Source organism: Microbacterium phosphatis (assembly GCF_049177115.1).
GTDB classification, from domain to species: Bacteria; Actinomycetota; Actinomycetes; order Actinomycetales; family Microbacteriaceae; genus Microbacterium; species Microbacterium phosphatis.
On sequence record NZ_CP185370.1, the window covers coordinates 2,400,095 to 2,415,678 of the forward strand.

General features: G+C 71.6%; 13 protein-coding genes. 4 read left to right on the plus strand and 9 right to left on the minus strand.

Features of this window, described 5'->3' with window-relative positions:
- Positions 1 to 41 precede the first annotated feature (41 nt).
- Positions 42 to 1,250, plus strand: a complete 1,209-nt coding sequence (metX, locus tag ACOKGD_RS11425; protein WP_342337445.1) for a homoserine O-acetyltransferase MetX — start codon at positions 42 to 44, stop codon at positions 1,248 to 1,250.
- 9 nt (positions 1,251 to 1,259) lie between these two features.
- On the opposite strand, the gene ACOKGD_RS11430 is transcribed toward metX, so the two are convergent.
- Positions 1,260 to 1,868 carry a TetR family transcriptional regulator C-terminal domain-containing protein gene (locus ACOKGD_RS11430; protein WP_342337446.1) on the minus strand — a complete coding sequence of 203 codons (609 nt, stop codon included), beginning with the start codon at positions 1,866 to 1,868 and terminating at the stop codon, positions 1,260 to 1,262.
- Between the two features lie 63 nt (positions 1,869 to 1,931).
- On the opposite strand from ACOKGD_RS11430, the gene ACOKGD_RS11435 reads away from it, so the two are divergent.
- Together ACOKGD_RS11435 and ACOKGD_RS11440 are read left to right on the plus strand one after the other, a co-directional pair.
- Positions 1,932 to 2,957 (plus strand): agmatine deiminase family protein, encoded by a 1,026-nt coding sequence (locus ACOKGD_RS11435; RefSeq protein WP_342337447.1) that lies wholly within the window; start codon positions 1,932 to 1,934, stop codon positions 2,955 to 2,957.
- Positions 2,954 to 4,636: an amidase gene (locus tag ACOKGD_RS11440; protein WP_342337448.1), complete on the plus strand. Its 1,683-nt coding sequence runs from the start codon at positions 2,954 to 2,956 to the stop codon at positions 4,634 to 4,636. Before ACOKGD_RS11435 ends, ACOKGD_RS11440 begins: the two co-directional genes overlap by 4 nt.
- Before the next feature lie 107 nt (positions 4,637 to 4,743).
- Here ACOKGD_RS11440 and ACOKGD_RS11445 read toward each other — a convergent pair whose 3' ends face one another.
- The 5 genes from ACOKGD_RS11445 to gabT form a co-directional block, all read right to left on the minus strand.
- Positions 4,744 to 6,204 carry an NAD-dependent succinate-semialdehyde dehydrogenase gene (locus ACOKGD_RS11445; protein ID WP_342337449.1) on the minus strand — a complete coding sequence of 487 codons (1,461 nt, stop codon included), beginning with the start codon at positions 6,202 to 6,204 and terminating at the stop codon, positions 4,744 to 4,746.
- 26 nt (positions 6,205 to 6,230) lie between these two features.
- Entirely contained in the window at positions 6,231 to 7,589 is a 1,359-nt protein-coding gene (locus ACOKGD_RS11450; protein ID WP_342337450.1) for an NAD-dependent succinate-semialdehyde dehydrogenase, read from the minus strand.
- Positions 7,586 to 9,124 carry an APC family permease gene (locus ACOKGD_RS11455; protein ID WP_342337494.1) on the minus strand — a complete coding sequence of 513 codons (1,539 nt, stop codon included), beginning with the start codon at positions 9,122 to 9,124 and terminating at the stop codon, positions 7,586 to 7,588. The genes ACOKGD_RS11450 and ACOKGD_RS11455 overlap by 4 nt, the downstream gene beginning before the upstream one ends.
- Positions 9,125 to 9,278: 154 nt before the next feature.
- The gene (locus tag ACOKGD_RS11460; RefSeq protein WP_342337451.1) at positions 9,279 to 10,637 is read right to left on the minus strand and encodes a flavin monoamine oxidase family protein; all 1,359 of its coding nucleotides are present in this window, start codon (positions 10,635 to 10,637) and stop codon (positions 9,279 to 9,281) included.
- A 26-nt stretch (positions 10,638 to 10,663) separates the two neighbouring features.
- Positions 10,664 to 12,028: a 4-aminobutyrate--2-oxoglutarate transaminase gene (gene gabT, locus ACOKGD_RS11465; RefSeq protein WP_342337452.1), complete on the minus strand. Its 1,365-nt coding sequence runs from the start codon at positions 12,026 to 12,028 to the stop codon at positions 10,664 to 10,666.
- A gap of 121 nt (positions 12,029 to 12,149) precedes the next feature.
- Here gabT and ACOKGD_RS11470 point away from each other — a divergent pair, with 121 nt between their 5' ends.
- Positions 12,150 to 12,617 (plus strand): Lrp/AsnC family transcriptional regulator, encoded by a 468-nt coding sequence (locus ACOKGD_RS11470; RefSeq protein WP_342337453.1) that lies wholly within the window; start codon positions 12,150 to 12,152, stop codon positions 12,615 to 12,617.
- On the opposite strand, the gene ACOKGD_RS11475 is transcribed toward ACOKGD_RS11470, so the two are convergent.
- From ACOKGD_RS11475 to ACOKGD_RS11485, 3 genes are all read right to left on the minus strand, one after another.
- Positions 12,614 to 13,831 (minus strand): MFS transporter, encoded by a 1,218-nt coding sequence (locus ACOKGD_RS11475; protein ID WP_342337454.1) that lies wholly within the window; start codon positions 13,829 to 13,831, stop codon positions 12,614 to 12,616. The two genes, ACOKGD_RS11470 and ACOKGD_RS11475, sit on opposite strands and share 4 nt — an antisense overlap.
- 139 nt (positions 13,832 to 13,970) lie before the next feature.
- On the minus strand, positions 13,971 to 14,294 hold the full coding sequence (locus ACOKGD_RS11480) for a thiamine-binding protein (RefSeq protein WP_342337455.1): 324 nt from the start codon (positions 14,292 to 14,294) through the stop codon (positions 13,971 to 13,973).
- Between the two features lie 37 nt (positions 14,295 to 14,331).
- Positions 14,332 to 15,573: a hypothetical protein gene (locus ACOKGD_RS11485; RefSeq protein ID WP_342337456.1), complete on the minus strand. Its 1,242-nt coding sequence runs from the start codon at positions 15,571 to 15,573 to the stop codon at positions 14,332 to 14,334.
- Between the last annotated feature and the right edge of the window lie 11 nt (positions 15,574 to 15,584).

Consider the following 15,584-nt stretch of genomic DNA (forward strand, 5'->3'; position numbering starts at 1 on the left):
ACACGGGACGGGCCTCTCCCGCGTCCAGGCAGAATGGCCATATGGACTGGCAGATCTCCGAGGACACGGTGCCGTCGAGCCTCATCACCGAGGCCGATGCCCGTTCGATGGTCGGCCGTCCCCCGGCATCCGGCGCGTGGCAGGACGGCGACCCGGTCGGCGACCGCCGCTTCGCCGCGTTCGGCGCGCTGCATCTCGAAGGCGGCGGTGTGCTGCCGTCGTTCCGTCTCGCGTACGAGACGTGGGGCGAGCTCAACGAGGCGCGCGACAACGCCGTCCTGATCGCGCACGCCCTCACGGGCGACAGCCATGTGCGCGGCGACGCCGGCCCCGGGCATCCGACCGCGGGCTGGTGGGGCGACATCGTGGGCCCCGGCGCCCCGATCGACACCGACCGCTTCTTCGTGATCGCGCCCAACATCCTCGGCGGCTGCCAGGGGTCCACGGGCCCCGCTTCGATCCATCCCGACGGCGAGGAGTGGGCCTCGCGCTTCCCGTACGTCACCGTGCGGGATCAGGTCGCGGCCCAGGTGCGCCTGGCAGACCACCTGGGCATCGAGGTCTGGGCCGCCGTGATCGGCGGCTCGATGGGCGGCATGCACGCCCTCGAGTGGGGAGTCGGCCACCCGGATCGCCTCCGCCGCCTCGCCGTGCTCTCGTCGCCCCCGGTGACGACGGCCGATCAGATCGCCCTGAACTCGGTGCAGCTGCAGGCCATCGACATGGATCCGCGCTTCCGCGGGGGCGAGTACTACCAGGCGGCCGACGGCGACGGCCCGCACCGCGGCCTCGCGCTCGCACGCCGCATGGCGCTCCTGAACTACCGCAGCCCCACCGAGCTGAATTCGCGTTTCCAGCGCTCGTGGCAGTCGGGGGTCAGCCCGCTCGGCCACGGCGGGCGCTTCGCGGTCGAGTCGTACCTCGACTTCCACGGCAACAAGTTCACGCGCCGCTTCGACGCGAACTCGTACGTCCGCCTCGTCGAGGCGATGGACTCGCACGACGTCGGCCGCGAGCGCGGCGGCATCGAGGACGCCCTCGCGCGGGTGACGGCCACCACGCTGGTGCTCGGGATCGACTCGGATCGCCTGTTCCCGATCTCCGGCCAGCACCAGATCGCGCGCGGCATTCCGCACACGCTCGACGGCGACCAGGCCGTGGTGCTCGTCAGCGACTTCGGTCACGACGGGTTCCTGATCGAGTCGGCCGCCGTCGGCCATCACCTCCGGCGCCTGCTCGAGACCGACTGACGGCCGGGGCTACCGACCCGATCCCTCACCGGGCGCGACGCCGAGCATCCCCCAGGTCGCGCGCAGCAGCAGCTCGGACCGATCCTCCGACTCGCCCCAGCGCACAAGCGACTGGGCGCCGGTGCCGTCGATCATCGCCAGGATCTGCCACGCGACGGCCGGCGGGTCGGCGACGCCGAACGGGTCGACGAGCGAGCGCACCAGGTCGTGCCAGGCGTCCATCTGCGCGCGCACGGCGGCGGCCAGGGCCTCGTTGCGGCGCCCGAGCGCCCACGCCTCGACCCAGATGGCGGTGACCTCGTCGCGCGCGCCGCCGCTGAGGGTGCGCATCATCGCGGTGAGCGCCGCGCGGGGGTCGGGCTCCGCGGCGACGAGCGCGGCGACCTCCCCCAGCTCGGCGGCGACGATGCCGGTGAAGGCATCGGCGACCAGCGCGTCCATGCCGCCGTCGGCGTAGTGGGCCACCAGAGCGGGGGCGACGCCCGCACGGGCGGCGACGGCCCGGAGGGTCACCGCGCCGAGCCCCTCGGTCAGCGCGACGACCCGGGCGGCATCGGCGATCGCCGCGCGGCGCTCGTCGGGCGAGCGGCGCGGGGCGCGGGGGCGCGGCGTTGACACTCCCTCAGCGTACCGGTTACGGTCGACTTATTGATCAGGTGATCAATAAGAATGGGAGACCCGATGTCATGGCACATGCCGGCCGAGAGCGCTCCGCACGAGCGGACGTGGATGGCCTTTCCGCGCGAGGGTGTCACGCTCGGCGCGACCGACGCCGAGCGCGAGGCCGGCTACGCGACCTGGGCCGCCGTCGCCCACGCCACCGCCGCGTTCGAGCCGGTGACGATGCTCGTCGATCCGTCCGAGACGGCGCGCGCCCGCCGGATCCTCTCCTCCGAGATCGAGCTCATCGAGGCGCCCGTCGACGAGTTCTGGATGCGCGACCACGGGCCGACCTTCGTCACCGACGGCGAGCGCCTCGGCGCCGTCGACTGGATCTTCAACGGCTGGGGAGCCCCCGACTGGGCCGAGTGGCAGAAGTCGGCGGCGCACGCCCGCCTGATCGCCGAGCACGTCGGCGCCGAGGTCGTCCCCTCGCTGCTGGTGAACGAGGGCGGCGGGTTCCACGTCGACGGGGAGGGCACCGTGCTGCTGACCGACACCGTCCAGCTCGATCCGCGCCGCAACCCCTTCGCCGACCGGCAGCGCGTCGAGGCCGAGCTCGCGCGCACCCTCGGCACGGCGCACGCCGTGTGGCTGCCGCGGGGTCTCACGCGCGACTACGACGACCTCGGCACCAACGGCCACGTCGACATCGTCGCCACCCTCCCCTCGCCCGGGCGGATGCTGCTGCACCACCAGGGCGACGCCTCGCACCCGGATCACGCCGTCACCCGCGAGCTGCGCGAGATCCTCGCGACGCAGACGGATGCGGCCGGCCGCGCCTTCGAGATCGTCGACCTGCCCGCCCCGGCCACGCTCACCGACGCCCACGGGCCCGTGGACTGGAGCTACGTCAACCACCTCGTCGTCAACGGCGGGGTGATCGCCTGCGGCTTCGGCGAGCCCCCGGCCGATGCCCGCGCGGCGGCGATCCTCGCCGACGCCTACCCCGGGCGCGAGGTCGTGACGGTCGACGCGCGCGAGATCTTCGCGCGCGGCGGGGGCATCCACTGCATCACGCAGCAGCAGCCGGCGGTCGGGCGATGATCGAGGTCCACGAGGCGTCGATCGCCGACCTGCAGAGCGCCCTCGCCGACGGCCGCGCGACGGCCGTCGAGCTGGTCGGCGCCTACCTCGCCCGCATCGACGCCTACGACGGCGCCCTGAACTCGGTGGTCGTGCGCAACCCGGAGGCCCTCGCCGAGGCCGCCGCGTCGGATGCGCGGCGCGCCCGCGGGGAGACGCTCGGCCCGCTCGACGGCATCCCCTACACCGCCAAGGACAGCTACCTCGTGCGCGGCCTCACCGCCGCCGCGGGCAGCCCGGCGTTCGCGGGCCTCGTGGCCCAGCGCGACGCGTTCGCGATCGAGCGCCTGCGCGCGGCCGGCGCGATCTGCCTGGGGCTCACCAACATGCCCCCCATGGCGAACGGCGGCATGCAGCGCGGGCTCTACGGCCGGGCCGAGTCGCCGTACAACCCCGCCTACCTGACCAGCGCATTCGGATCCGGGTCCTCCAACGGCTCCGGCACCGCGACCGCCGCGAGCCTCGGAGCGTTCGGCCTCGGCGAGGAGACCTGGTCGAGCGGCCGCGCCCCGGCCTCGCACAATGCGCTGTGCGCCTACACGCCCTCGCGCGGGGTGATCTCGGTGCGCGGCAACTGGCCGCTGGTGCCCACCATGGACGTTGTGGTGCCGCACACGCGCACGATGGCCGACCTGCTCGCGCTTCTGGACGTGATCGTCGCGGACGACGCCCGCACCCGCGGCGACTTCTGGCGCGCGCAGCCGTGGGTGCCGCTGCCGCGATACGAGCGACCGGCGTCGTACCCGGCGCTGGCCGGGGCCTCGCTTGCGGGCAGGCGGATCGGCGTGCCGCGGATGTACGTCGGCACCGACCCCGACGCGGGCACCCGCCCGGACGGCGGCATCGGCGGGCCCACCGGGCAGCGCATCGAGACGCGGCCGTCGATCCTGGCGCTGTGGGCCGCCGCGCGGCGCGATCTGGAGGCGGCGGGGGCCGAGGTGGTCGAGGTCGACTTCCCCCTCGTGACGAACTACGAGGGCGACCGCCCGGGGGCCCCCACCATCCGCACCCGGGGACTGGTGCCTGCGGCCTTCCTCGACCGCGAGATCCTCGACCTGTCGGCCTGGGCGTGGGACGACTTCCTCGCCGCCAACGGCGACCCGGATCTCGCCTCGCTCGCCGCCGTGGACGGATCCGCGATCTTCCCTCCCCCGCCCGGCGCCCTCCCCGACCGGTACACGGGCTTCGACGACGACATCGCCGAGTACCCGGCGTGGGTGCGCGCGCACCCCGGAACGCGGCTCGACGACTTCGCCGACCTGACCTGTGGCCTGGCCGGCCTCGAGCAGACGCGCCGGATCGACCTGGAGCAGTGGATGGACGGCCTCGGCCTCGACGCCGTCGCCTTCCCCGCGATGGCCGACGTCGCCCCCGCCGACATGGACGTGAACCCCGCATCGGCCGACATCGGCTGGCGCAACGGGGTCTGGGTGGCCAACGGCAACCTCGCCATCCGCCACCTGGGCGTGCCCACGGTCACGGTGCCCATGGGCACGATGCCCGACACGGCCATGCCGGTGGGCCTCACCTTCGCCGGCCGCGCCTACGACGACGCCGCCCTCCTCGCCCTCGCCGCGGCCTTCGAGGCGACCGGCGACCGCCGCACGGCCCCGCCGCTCACGCCCCCGCTCGGGGCGTAGCCGCCTCCACGTCGCAAAACGCCGCGCCTCCCACGGGAGGCGCGGCGTTTCGCGACCACGAGCGACGATCGGGGCAGCGCCGGCGTTCGGGTCGCCGGCGCCGTCCCTCAGTTCGGAACGAACGTGTACTTCGTCGAGAGGTACTCGTGGATGCCCTCGGCGCCGCCCTCGCGGCCGATGCCCGACTGCTTCACGCCGCCGAAGGGGGCGGCCGCGTTCGAGATGACGCCGGCGTTCAGGCCCATCATCCCGGTGTCCAGACGCTCGATCATCCGGTGACCGCGCTGCAGATCCTGCGTGTAGACGTACGAGACCAGGCCGTACTCGGTGTCGTTGGCCAGGGCGACCGCCTCGTCCTCCGTCGAGAACGTCGAGATCGCGAGCACCGGGCCGAAGATCTCCTCGCGCAGGATCGCGCTGCCCGGCACCACGCCGTCGACCACGGTCGGCGCGAAGAACGTGCCGGGGCCGTCGAGCACCTCGCCGCCGGTGCGCAGGCGCGCACCCCGGCCCAGGGCGTCGGCGACCAGGTCGGAGGCCTTCGCGACCGCCCTGTCGTCGATGAGCGGGCCGATCTGCACCCCCTCCTCCGTGCCGCGGCCCACGGTCATCCCGGAGACCCGCTCGGTGACACGACGCGAGAACTCGTCGGCGATCGACTCGTGCACGATGAAGCGGTTCGCCGCCGTGCAGGCCTGGCCGATGTTGCGGAACTTCGCGAGCATGGCGCCATCGACGGCCGCGTCGAGATCCGCGTCGTCGAACACGACGAACGGCGCGTTGCCGCCCAGCTCCATCGACACCCGCAGCACACCCTCGGCGGCCTGGGCGATGAGCTTGCGGCCGACCGGGGTCGATCCGGTGAACGACAGCTTGCGCAGCCGCTTGTCGGCGATGATCGGCTCGGACAGCGCACCCGACGAGCTGGTCGTGACGACGTTGACGACCCCCGCGGGAAGGCCCGCCTCGGCGAGCAGCTGCGTGAACAGCAGGATGGTCAGCGGCGTCAGCTCGGCCGGCTTGATCACCACGGTGCAGCCCGCGGCGAGGGCCGGCGCGATCTTGCGTGTGGCCATCGCGAGCGGGAAGTTCCACGGCGTGATGAAGAAGCAGGGGCCGACCGGCCGCTGCGAGACGACGATGCGGCCGGTGCCCTCGGGGTTCGAGCCGTATCGGCCGGCGATGCGCACGGCCTCCTCGCTGAACCACCGGTTGAACTCGTTGCCGTAGGTCACCTCGCCCTTCGCCTCGGCGAGGGGCTTGCCCATCTCGAGCGTCATCAGCAGGGCCACGTCGTCGGCGCGCTCGCGCACCAGGTCGAAGACCCGGCGCAGGATGTCGCTGCGCTCCCGCGGCGAGGTCGCCGCCCACGCGTCCTGCGCGGCGACGGCCGCATCGAGCGCCCGGATCCCGTCCTCGGGCGACGCATCGGCGACGTGCGCGATCACGGCGTTCGTGGACGGATCCCGCACCTCGAACGTCTTGCCCATGGCCGCGTCCCTCCACTCGCCGCCGATGAACAGCTGCGTCGGGATCTGCCCGAGCAGGGCCTTCTCTCGATCACTCACGTCGATGGATCCTCCAGAACGGCGCGTCAGACGACGCGGATGAGCTTCTTGTTGACGAACTCGTCGGCGGCCAGCAGACCCAGCTCGCGCGAGGTGCCGCTGCGCTTGACGCCGCCGAAGGGCAGCTCGGGGCTGTCGGCGAGCACGCAGTTCACATAGACCATGCCCGCCTCGAGCGCGTCGGCCACCCGGCTTGCCTGCCCCGGATCGGTCGTGTACACGTACGAGCCCAGGCCGAACGAGGTGTCGTTGGCGATGCGCACGGCGTCTGCCTCGTCGGCGGCGCGGTAGACGACGCCCGCGGGGCCGAACAGCTCCTCGCGGTAGACGTCCATCTCGGGCGTGACGCCCGTCAGCACGGTCGCCGGGAAGAAGGCGCCGTCGCGGGTGCCGCCCGTGGCGAGCTGCGCCCCCTGTGCGACCGCGCGATCCACCTGCTCCTGCAGGCGCTCGGCGGCGGCGAGCGACGAGAGCGGGCCGAGCACCGTGTCCTCGGCCAGCGGGTCTCCCAGCTTCGCCGCGGCCATCTTCTCGACGAACAGCGCGAGGAACTCGTCGTACAGCTCGTCGATCACGATGAAGCGCTTGGCGCCGTTGCACGACTGCCCGGTGTTGTCCAGGCGCGCGTCCACCGCGTTCTGCGCCGCTGTGTCCAGGTCGTCCGTCGACAGCAGCAGGAACGGATCCGATCCGCCGAGCTCGAGCGCCACCTTCTTGAGGTGCTGCCCGGCGAGGGCGGCGACCGCCGCGCCGGCGCGCTCCGAGCCCGTGACCGAGACGCCCTGCACACGCGGGTCGGCGATGATCGTCGCCGCCTGCTCGTTCGTGGCGTACACGTTCACGTAGCCGCCGGCGGGCAGGCCCGCCTCGGCGTAGATCCGCTCGAGGATCGCCGACGACTCGGGGCACTGCGGGGCGTGCTTCAGGATGATCGTGTTGCCGATCACGAGGTTCGGGGCCGCGAAGCGGGCCACCTGGTAGGCGGGGAAGTTCCACGGCATGATCCCGAGCAGCACGCCCAGGGGCGAGCGCCGCACAACGGCGGTGCCCTCCCCCAGCACGTCAATCGGCTGATCCGCGGTCACGACCTCGGCGTTGCGGGCGTAGTACTCGACGATGTCGGCGGCGAAGTCGACCTCGCCGAGCGCGGCCTCGAGGGGCTTGCCCATCTCGCGCACGATCGCCGCGGCGAGCTCGTCGCGGCGCTCGCGGTGCAGCTCGGCCACGCGCCGCACCACGGCGGCGCGCTCGGCGACGGGGGTCTGCCGCCAGGCGAGGAAGCCCTCGTGCGCCGCGGCGAGCGCGTCCTGGATCTGCGCGTCGGTGGCCTCGGGGTACTCGGCCAGCGTCTCGCCGGTGGCGGGGTTCACAACGGCGTAGGTCATCGGATCGCCTTCTCACTCTCGGGGGACTGGACGGGCAGGATCTGCCCACGGAAGAACTCCGGCTTGCGGATCGCCATCGCGATCATGATCGCCACACCCAGCAGCAGGATGAAGACACCCAGGATGCCGACGATGCCGACGCCGCCGATGTTCGCGCCCGATCCGTAGGCCGGGTCGAAGGAGTCCTTCAGCGTCAGGACGAACATCACCAGCAGCGTGACGCCGCCGATGAGCGGGGCGAGGAAGCGCGTGAAGAACGCGCCGGCCGAGTCGGTCCACTGCTTGCGGAAGTACCAGACGCAGGCGAACGCGGTGAGGCCGTAGTAGAAGCAGATCATCATGCCGAGGGTGAGGATGGTGTCCCACAGCACGTTCTCGCTGACGAAGCGCATCACGATGTAGAACAGGCTCGCCACCGCGGTCGAGACGATGATCGCGAAGACCGGCGTCTTGTGCTTCGGGTTGACCGAGTCGAAGGCCTTGGGCATCGCACCGTAGTGGCCCATGGCCAGGAGGGTGCGCGCGGGGCCGATGATCGTCGACTGCAGCGACGCGGCCGAGCTGACCAGCACGGCGAGCGAGATGAGGAAGGCCCACGGCCCCATGACCGAGTCGGCGAGGCCGAAGAACACGTTCTCGACCACGTCCTCGTTCAGCAGACCGCCCGGCTCCTCCGTCACGCCGGCGAACATCACCGACGCCACCGCGAGGAGCAGATACAGCGCGCCGACGATGAACACCGTGAGCGCCGCCGCACGACCGGGGGTGCGGTTGGGGTCCGTCGTCTCCTCGTTCATCGTGAGCGTGACGTCCCAGCCCCAGAAGATGAAGATCGACACCGACAGGCCCGCCACGACGGCGCCGAAGTCGGTGATCGCGAAGGGGTTGAACCAGTCGAAGTCGAACGGGATCGCGTGGGGCGCGTTGCCCGAGGCCGCCTCGCCGATCGCGAGGAACACGAACAGCAGCAGCACCGCGACCTGGAAGGTCACGAGCACGGTCTGGAAGATCTTCGACTCGCGCATGTCGCGGTACGACAGGTAGGTCGCCCCCACCATGAACGCCAGCACAACGCCCACGTTGATGAACGGGTTGTAGGTGAGGTCGGCGATGTCGGGGTTGCCCGCCAGCTGCGAGATGAGCAGGAACAGGAAGTCGACCGCCACGGCCGCGAGGTTCGAGAGCACCAGGATCGTCGCGATCACGAGACCCCACGAGGCCATCCAGCCGACCCAGGGGCCGAAGGCGCGCGTGGCCCACGTGAAGGTGGTGCCCGAGTCCGGCATGTCGCGGTTGAGCTCGCGGTAGCCGAGGGCGACCAGCAGCATCGGCACCAGCCCGAGCAGGATCACGGCGGGAACGTGCGTGCCGACCTCGGCGGCCGCGAGGCCGATCGAGGCGGTCGAGGTGTACGCCGGGGCCACGGTCGAGACGCCGATGACGGTGGCGCCGAACAGGCCGACCGCGCCGACGGCGAGGCCCTTGTTCGAGATGACCTGGGTGATGAGGCCGGGCTTGCCGGCCTGGACGGTCATGTCGTCGTCGGCGGAGGTCACTCCGCTTCCTCGAGGAGTGGTGGTCATAAGAGGTCCTTGGGTGTTCGGGTGGAGCTCAGGGGTCGCGGTCGGGACGCCGCGGGTCGGGTTATCGGTCTCCGGTGTCGAAGTCGGATGGGTGGATCGGGTGAGGTCAGGTCAGGTCGGCGATCAGCTGGTCGGCGGTGAGCTTTCCCATGCGGATCGCGCCGTCGACGTGCTGGTAGCCGGCTCCGGCGATGTCGCTGCAGGAGAAGTGGATCGGGCCGACGGGGGTGCGCACCTCGGCGCCGTAGCGGTGCAGGCCGCCGAGGTCGAAGCTCGCGGCGTAGGCGCCGCGCGTCCACTCCTCCGAGCCCCAGTCGCTCTCGTAGTAGACGACGGGATTCTTCGCCTCGGGCCCGAAGTAGGCGGCGAGCGAGTCGAGGATCCGCTCCTTGCGCTCCTCGGCGGACAGCTCGAAGACGCCGTCGGCGTTGAGGTCCGAGACGAAGGCCACGAGGGTGCCGCGCTCGTCCTCGTGATTGGTGTTGTCGTACGCCTCGTGGCACAGCTGGTACGGGCTGAACACGGTGCCCGACAGGCCCTGCTCGCGCCAGAACGGACGGTCGTAGACGGCGTGCACCTTGATGACGAAGCCCATCGACAGGTGCTGGTGCAGCTGGTGCTGGCGGCGCGGCAGCGGCGGCTCGAACGAGATGCGGCTGTAGAGCACGGGGGCGTGGGCGAGCACCACGCGCTTCGCGCTCACCTGGAGGCCGCCGTCGGCGTGGACGACCACGCCCTCGGGGCCGTGCTCGATCCGGCGCACGGGGCTGGAGAGGAACAGGTCGTCTCCCACGGCGGCCGCGAGGCGCTTCGAGACCTCCTGCATGCCGCCGATGATGCGCTTGTCGAGGATGAAGTCCGAGTCGACGAGGTTCGTGAAGCTTCCCGCACTGGAGGCCATCAGCAGCGCCTGCAGCGTCGAGAACGCGTGGGCGGGCTTGGTGAGCATGGCGGGGCCGATGAAGAGCGCGATGTTGTCGCGCGCCTCCTGATCCTGCGTCTCGTTGGCCAGCCAGGCCTCGAACGAGACGGTGTCGAGCTCCTGGGCCCGCGGGTGCTCCCACGGGCGGTCCGGGTCCATCTCGGCCGCCATCGCGTCGAGCTTCTCGATGAGGCGGACGAGCTCGGCCTCTGTCTCGGGGGCCACCGGGAAGATGTCGCCCGTGAAGCGGGTGAGCTCGCCCGACTTCGTGATGTAGAGGCTGTCGCCCTCACGGTAGCGGTCGAAGGTCTCGAGGCCGAGCTCCTCGAGCATCTCGAGCAGCCCCTCCTGATCCGGCGAGACCCACTGCCCGCCGATCTCGAGGGTGGCGCCGTCGATGTCGTCGGTCCAGGTGCGGCCGCCCACGCGGTCGCGCGCCTCGAGGACGGCGACCGTGAGACCCGCGGCCTTCAGGCGGGTCGCGGCGGTGAGCCCGGAGGGGCCGGCGCCGACGATGACGACGTCACGGGTGATCTCGGTCATTCTGATGCTCCTTGATCCGGATCGGTTCATGCGGCCGCGAGCGCGGCGGTCACGATGTCGAGGGCCTCGTTCAGCAGCTCGTCGCCGAGGGCGAGCGGAGGCAGGAAGCGGATCACGTTGCCGAACGTGCCGCAGGTGAGCACGATCACGCCCTGCGCGATGGCGGCCTTCGCCACGGCCGAGGTGAGCGCGGCGTCGGGCTCGCCGGTGGCGGGGTCGACGAACTCGACCGCGACCATCGCGCCGAGCCCGCGGACGTCGCCGATGCGGGCGTCGCCGCGCTGCGCCTCGGTGAAGCGGTCGACGATGACGGATCCCATCGCGGTGGCGCGGGCCGGGAGGTCCTCGGTCTCGTAGGCGTCGATCGCCGCCAGAGCCGCCGCGCAGGCGATGGGGTTTCCGCCGTAGGTGCCGCCGAGGCCGCCCGGGTGGGCGGCGTCCATGATCTCGGCGCGGCCGGTGACCGCGGCGAGGGGAAGCCCCGCGGCGATGCCCTTCGCGGTGGTGATGAGGTCGGGGACGATGCCGAAGTGCTCGCTGGCGAACATACGGCCCGTGCGGCCGAAGCCGGTCTGCACCTCGTCGGCGATGAAGACGACGCCGTTGGCGCGGCACCACTCGACCAGCGCCGGCAGGAAGCCGTCGGCCGGCACGATGAAGCCGCCCTCGCCCTGGATGGGCTCGATGATGATGGCCGCGACCTGGTCGCCGCCGATCTGCTTCTCGATCATGGTGATCGCGCGCTTGGCCGCCTCGGCGCCCGACAGCCCGTCGCGGAAGGGGTAGGACAGCGGGGCGCGGTAGACCTCGGGGGCGAACGGGCCGAAGCCGTGCTTGTACGGCATGGTCTTGGCGGTGAGCGCCATCGTCAGGTTGGTGCGGCCGTGGTAGCCGTGGTCGAAGGCCACAACGGCCTGGCGACCGGTGTGCTTGCGCGCGATCTTGATCGCGTTCTCGACGGCCTCGGCGCCCGAGTTGAACAGGGCCGACTTCTTCTCGTGGTCGCCGGGGGTGAGGCGGTTGAGGGCCTCGGCGACGGCGACGTACGACTCGTACGGCGACACCATGAAGCAGGTGTGCGTGAAGGAGGCCACCTGGCGCTGCACGGCCTCGACGACCTTCGGGTGGCTGTTGCCGACCGTGGTGACGGCGATGCCGGATCCGAGGTCGATGAGCGAGTTGCCGTCGGCGTCGACGACGACACCGCCGCCGGCGGCGACCGCGTGGATCGGCACCGTGTGGCCGATGCCGACGGGGACGGCCGCGGCCTTGCGCTCGAGCAGCTCCTGCGAGCGCGGGCCGGGGATGGCGGTGACGAGGCGGCGCTCCTGCGGCAGGGCGGGCCCTCCCGGAAGGATGTCCACGGCGATGTGGTCGGTCGAAGCGGTCATGCGGGGGAGCCTACGACACATTTCGCGACTTAGGCAACGCCTGAACAACGGATTCCGAAGGATCCGGATGATGATTCGACGGATTCCGCAGAATCGAGCGACATGGTGGCAGAATCGTCCCATGGCAGCCCGACGCACCGCAATGGCCCTCGATGACACCTCGAAGGCGATCATCGAGCTGCTCCAGGAGGACGGGCGGCGCCCCTACTCGGAGATCGCGAAGGCCGTCGGCCTCAGCGAGGCGGCCGTGCGCCAGCGGGTGCAGCGGCTCACCGAGTCGGGAGCCATGCAGATCGTCGCCGTGACCGACCCCGTGCAGATGGGCTTCGCCCGCCAGGCGATGATCGGCATGAAGGTCTCGGGGGACACCCGGATCGTCGCGGAGGCGCTGAACGCGCTGCCGTTCGTGATCTACGTGGTGCTGACCGCGGGGTCCTTCGACATCATCGCCGAGGTGGTGTGCGAGGACGACGACGAGCTCATCGAGCTGCTCAACACGCACATCCGCACGATCGACGGAGTGCTCTCGACCGAGACCCTCGTCTACCTCAAGCTGGCCAAGCAGCTCTACAACTGGGGCACCCGCTAGGCCGCGACCGGCACCCTGCGCTTCTCGAGCGAGAGGCTCAGCAGCACAAGGCCGACGCCGAGCAGGGCGAGGACGACACCGAGCCACGCCGGCGCGATGTAGCCCCATCCCAGTGCGATCGCCCCGCCGCCCAGGGCGGCGCCGAGGCTGTTGCCGATGTTCATGCCCGAGTGGTTGAGCGCGCTGGCGATGCTGACGCGCCCCTCGGACTTGTCCATCAGGCGGCTCTGGATCGCCGGGCCGGCGAGCGCGCTGATGGCGCCGAACAGCAGCATCGCGATCACCAGCGTCACCGGGTGCTGCGCGGCGATGCCGACCACCCCGGATCCGATCGCCAGCAGCACGAACGCGGCGATCAGCGCGCGCGGCAGGTTGCGGTCGGCGACCACACCGCCGACGAGGTTGCCGACCGTCATGCCGAGGCCCGTGGCCACCAGCGCGAACGGCACCGCCCACTCGGGGGCGCCGGCGACGTCGGTCATGATCGGCGCGATGTAGCTGTAGATCGCGAAGAACGACCCGAAGCCGATGGCCCCGAAGCCGAGCGCGAGCCACACCTGGCCCACGCGGAAGATCCCGAGCTCGTGACGGAACGAGCCCGATCCGTCGGCGGGCATCGACGGCACGATGAGCGCGATCAGCAGGACGGCGAGCGCGAACACGCCCACGACCACCGCGTACGAGATGCGCCAGCCCGCGACCTGGCCGAGCCAGGTGCCGAGCGGCACGCCCACCACGTTGGCGATGGTGAGACCGCTCATCACGAACGCGATGCCCTTGGCGCGGTTGCCCGGGCCGAGCAGCTCGCCGGCGACGACCGCCGCGATGCCGAAGTACGCCCCGTGCGGGAGCCCCGCGATGAGCCGGGCCACCGCGACCGTCTCGAAGGTGGGGGCGATGACGGTGAGCAGGTTGCCGACCAGCAGCAGCGCTGCGAGCAGGATCAGCACGCGGTGCCGCGGGAACCGGGACAGGTAGCCCGCCAGCACGGGGGCGCCGATGACAACGCCGAGGGCGTACACGCTGATGAGGAGCCCGGCCTGGGCGATCGCGTCGGACTGGCTCCTGGCCCAGGCGTCGGGCAGCAGGTCGCGCGCGATGCCGGGCAGCAGGCCCATCGAGACGAATTCGGTCATGCCGATGCCGAAGGAGCCGATGGCGAGCGAGAGGAGCGCCCACATCGCCGCACCCCTCGACGGGGTCGAGGAGGTCATCCGACCAGCCTACCGGCGCGCGGCTCCGGGTTCGCCGCGCGGCGACCTCGGGGCGCGCGGCCCTCCTGGTGGTCAGGAATCGCCGCACGCGCGCCGCGTCTTGCGGCGTGTCGTGACCGGAAGGGTCACTCCCCGGGGGCTACTCCCCCGACGCCTCGTCGATCGCCTGCTCGAGGCGCTCGACCTTCGCGTCGATCTCGCCCGCGTAGCCGGGACGGATGTCGGCCTTGAGCACGAGCGAGACCCGGCTGCCGAAGGGCATCACGGCCTCGGTGGCGCGCTTGACCACGTCCATGACCTCGTCCCAGGTCTCGCCCTCGATCTCGGTGAACATCGACGTGGTGCGATGGGCGAGGCCCGATTCGCGCACGACCTTCACGGCCGCGGCGACCGCATCGTGCACCGACCCCGCGGGGTTGGCGGCGTTGGATCCGGACGGGGCGACGGAGAAGGCGACGAGCATGGGATCAGGATGCCACGCGCCCCGCTCGTTCTCGAGGCTAAGAGGCGGGCTCGGTGTCGCGCGCGGGGCGTGCGGGCGAGGCGGCGGCCGCGCGCGGGACGACCGGCACCCGCGCGAGGCGGACGAGGGTCCAGGTCAGCAGCGCGACGAGCACGACATTGCGGGCGGTGAGCACCGCGACGCCGAGGGGTTCGGCCGACAGCAGCTGCCAGTAGACGATCGGGTACAGCAGGTGCGTCAGCGCGGCCGAGAGCAGGGCCAGCGCGGCCAGCGGGAACGCCCGGCGACGATCGACCACCAGCCAGAAGGCGATGGGGGCGATCAGCCAGACGTGGAACTGCGGCGATCCCACCTTGTTCACCACGATGAGCACCAGCACAAGGGCGAGCGCCAGGGGCGGCATCAGCCGCGCGAACGACGCCCCGCGGCGCACCTTCGCCGCACCGAGCAGCGCCACCCCCGCGGCGAGGAGGGCGAGGACCGGGGTCAGCACGGCGGAGACGACGTCGACCCCCGGGCCGCTGACCTGGAACGTCAGGATCTCCTGGTCGTAGTACAGCGACCAGCCGGGCAGACCCGCGGCCGCGCCCCACAGGTAGGGGGTCGCGAGGGGCGCCTCGATCTGCAGCCCGCGGCCGGTCTGCTCCGTGACGAAGCCCAGCAGGTGCGGCGCTCCTCCCGAGACGAGCACCACGGCCACGACCACCGCGGTCGTGACGAGGGCCCCCGCCACGATGTCCCAGCGGCGGCGCATCGCCACGAAGGCGGTGGCGACCAGGGCGGCCGGCCAGATCTTGATCCACGCGCCGGCGGTGAGCATCGCGGCCGAGAGCATCGGGCGTCGCACGAGCCACAGCAGCGCCGCGATCGCCAGCGGCACGGTGATCGCGTCGATCCGGTACATCCCGACGGGGCCGACGGCGAGCACGAAGGCCAGCCAGAACCCCGCGGCCGCGCGACGCGAGCGCGAGCGCCCGTCTCCGACCAGCACCCAGAACCCCACCGCGTTGCAGAGGGTCACCAGCACCGCCCAGCCGATGATGTAGTTCCCGATCCAGGCGAAGGCGTGGGCCAGGATCATCGGCGCGAGCGCCAGATGCGGGTACACCCAGGTCTCGGTGATGCCGACGATGCCCGCGCCCTTCAGCGCGGCGGTCGACCAGGGCTCGTAGACGAAGTACACATCGCCCATGGGCTGGTTCGGCTCGAGGGCGCCCAGCCAGGCGACGAACAGGTGGACGATCGCGAAGGCCGCCCACAGGATCAGTCGCGCTCGCACCTGGTCATCCT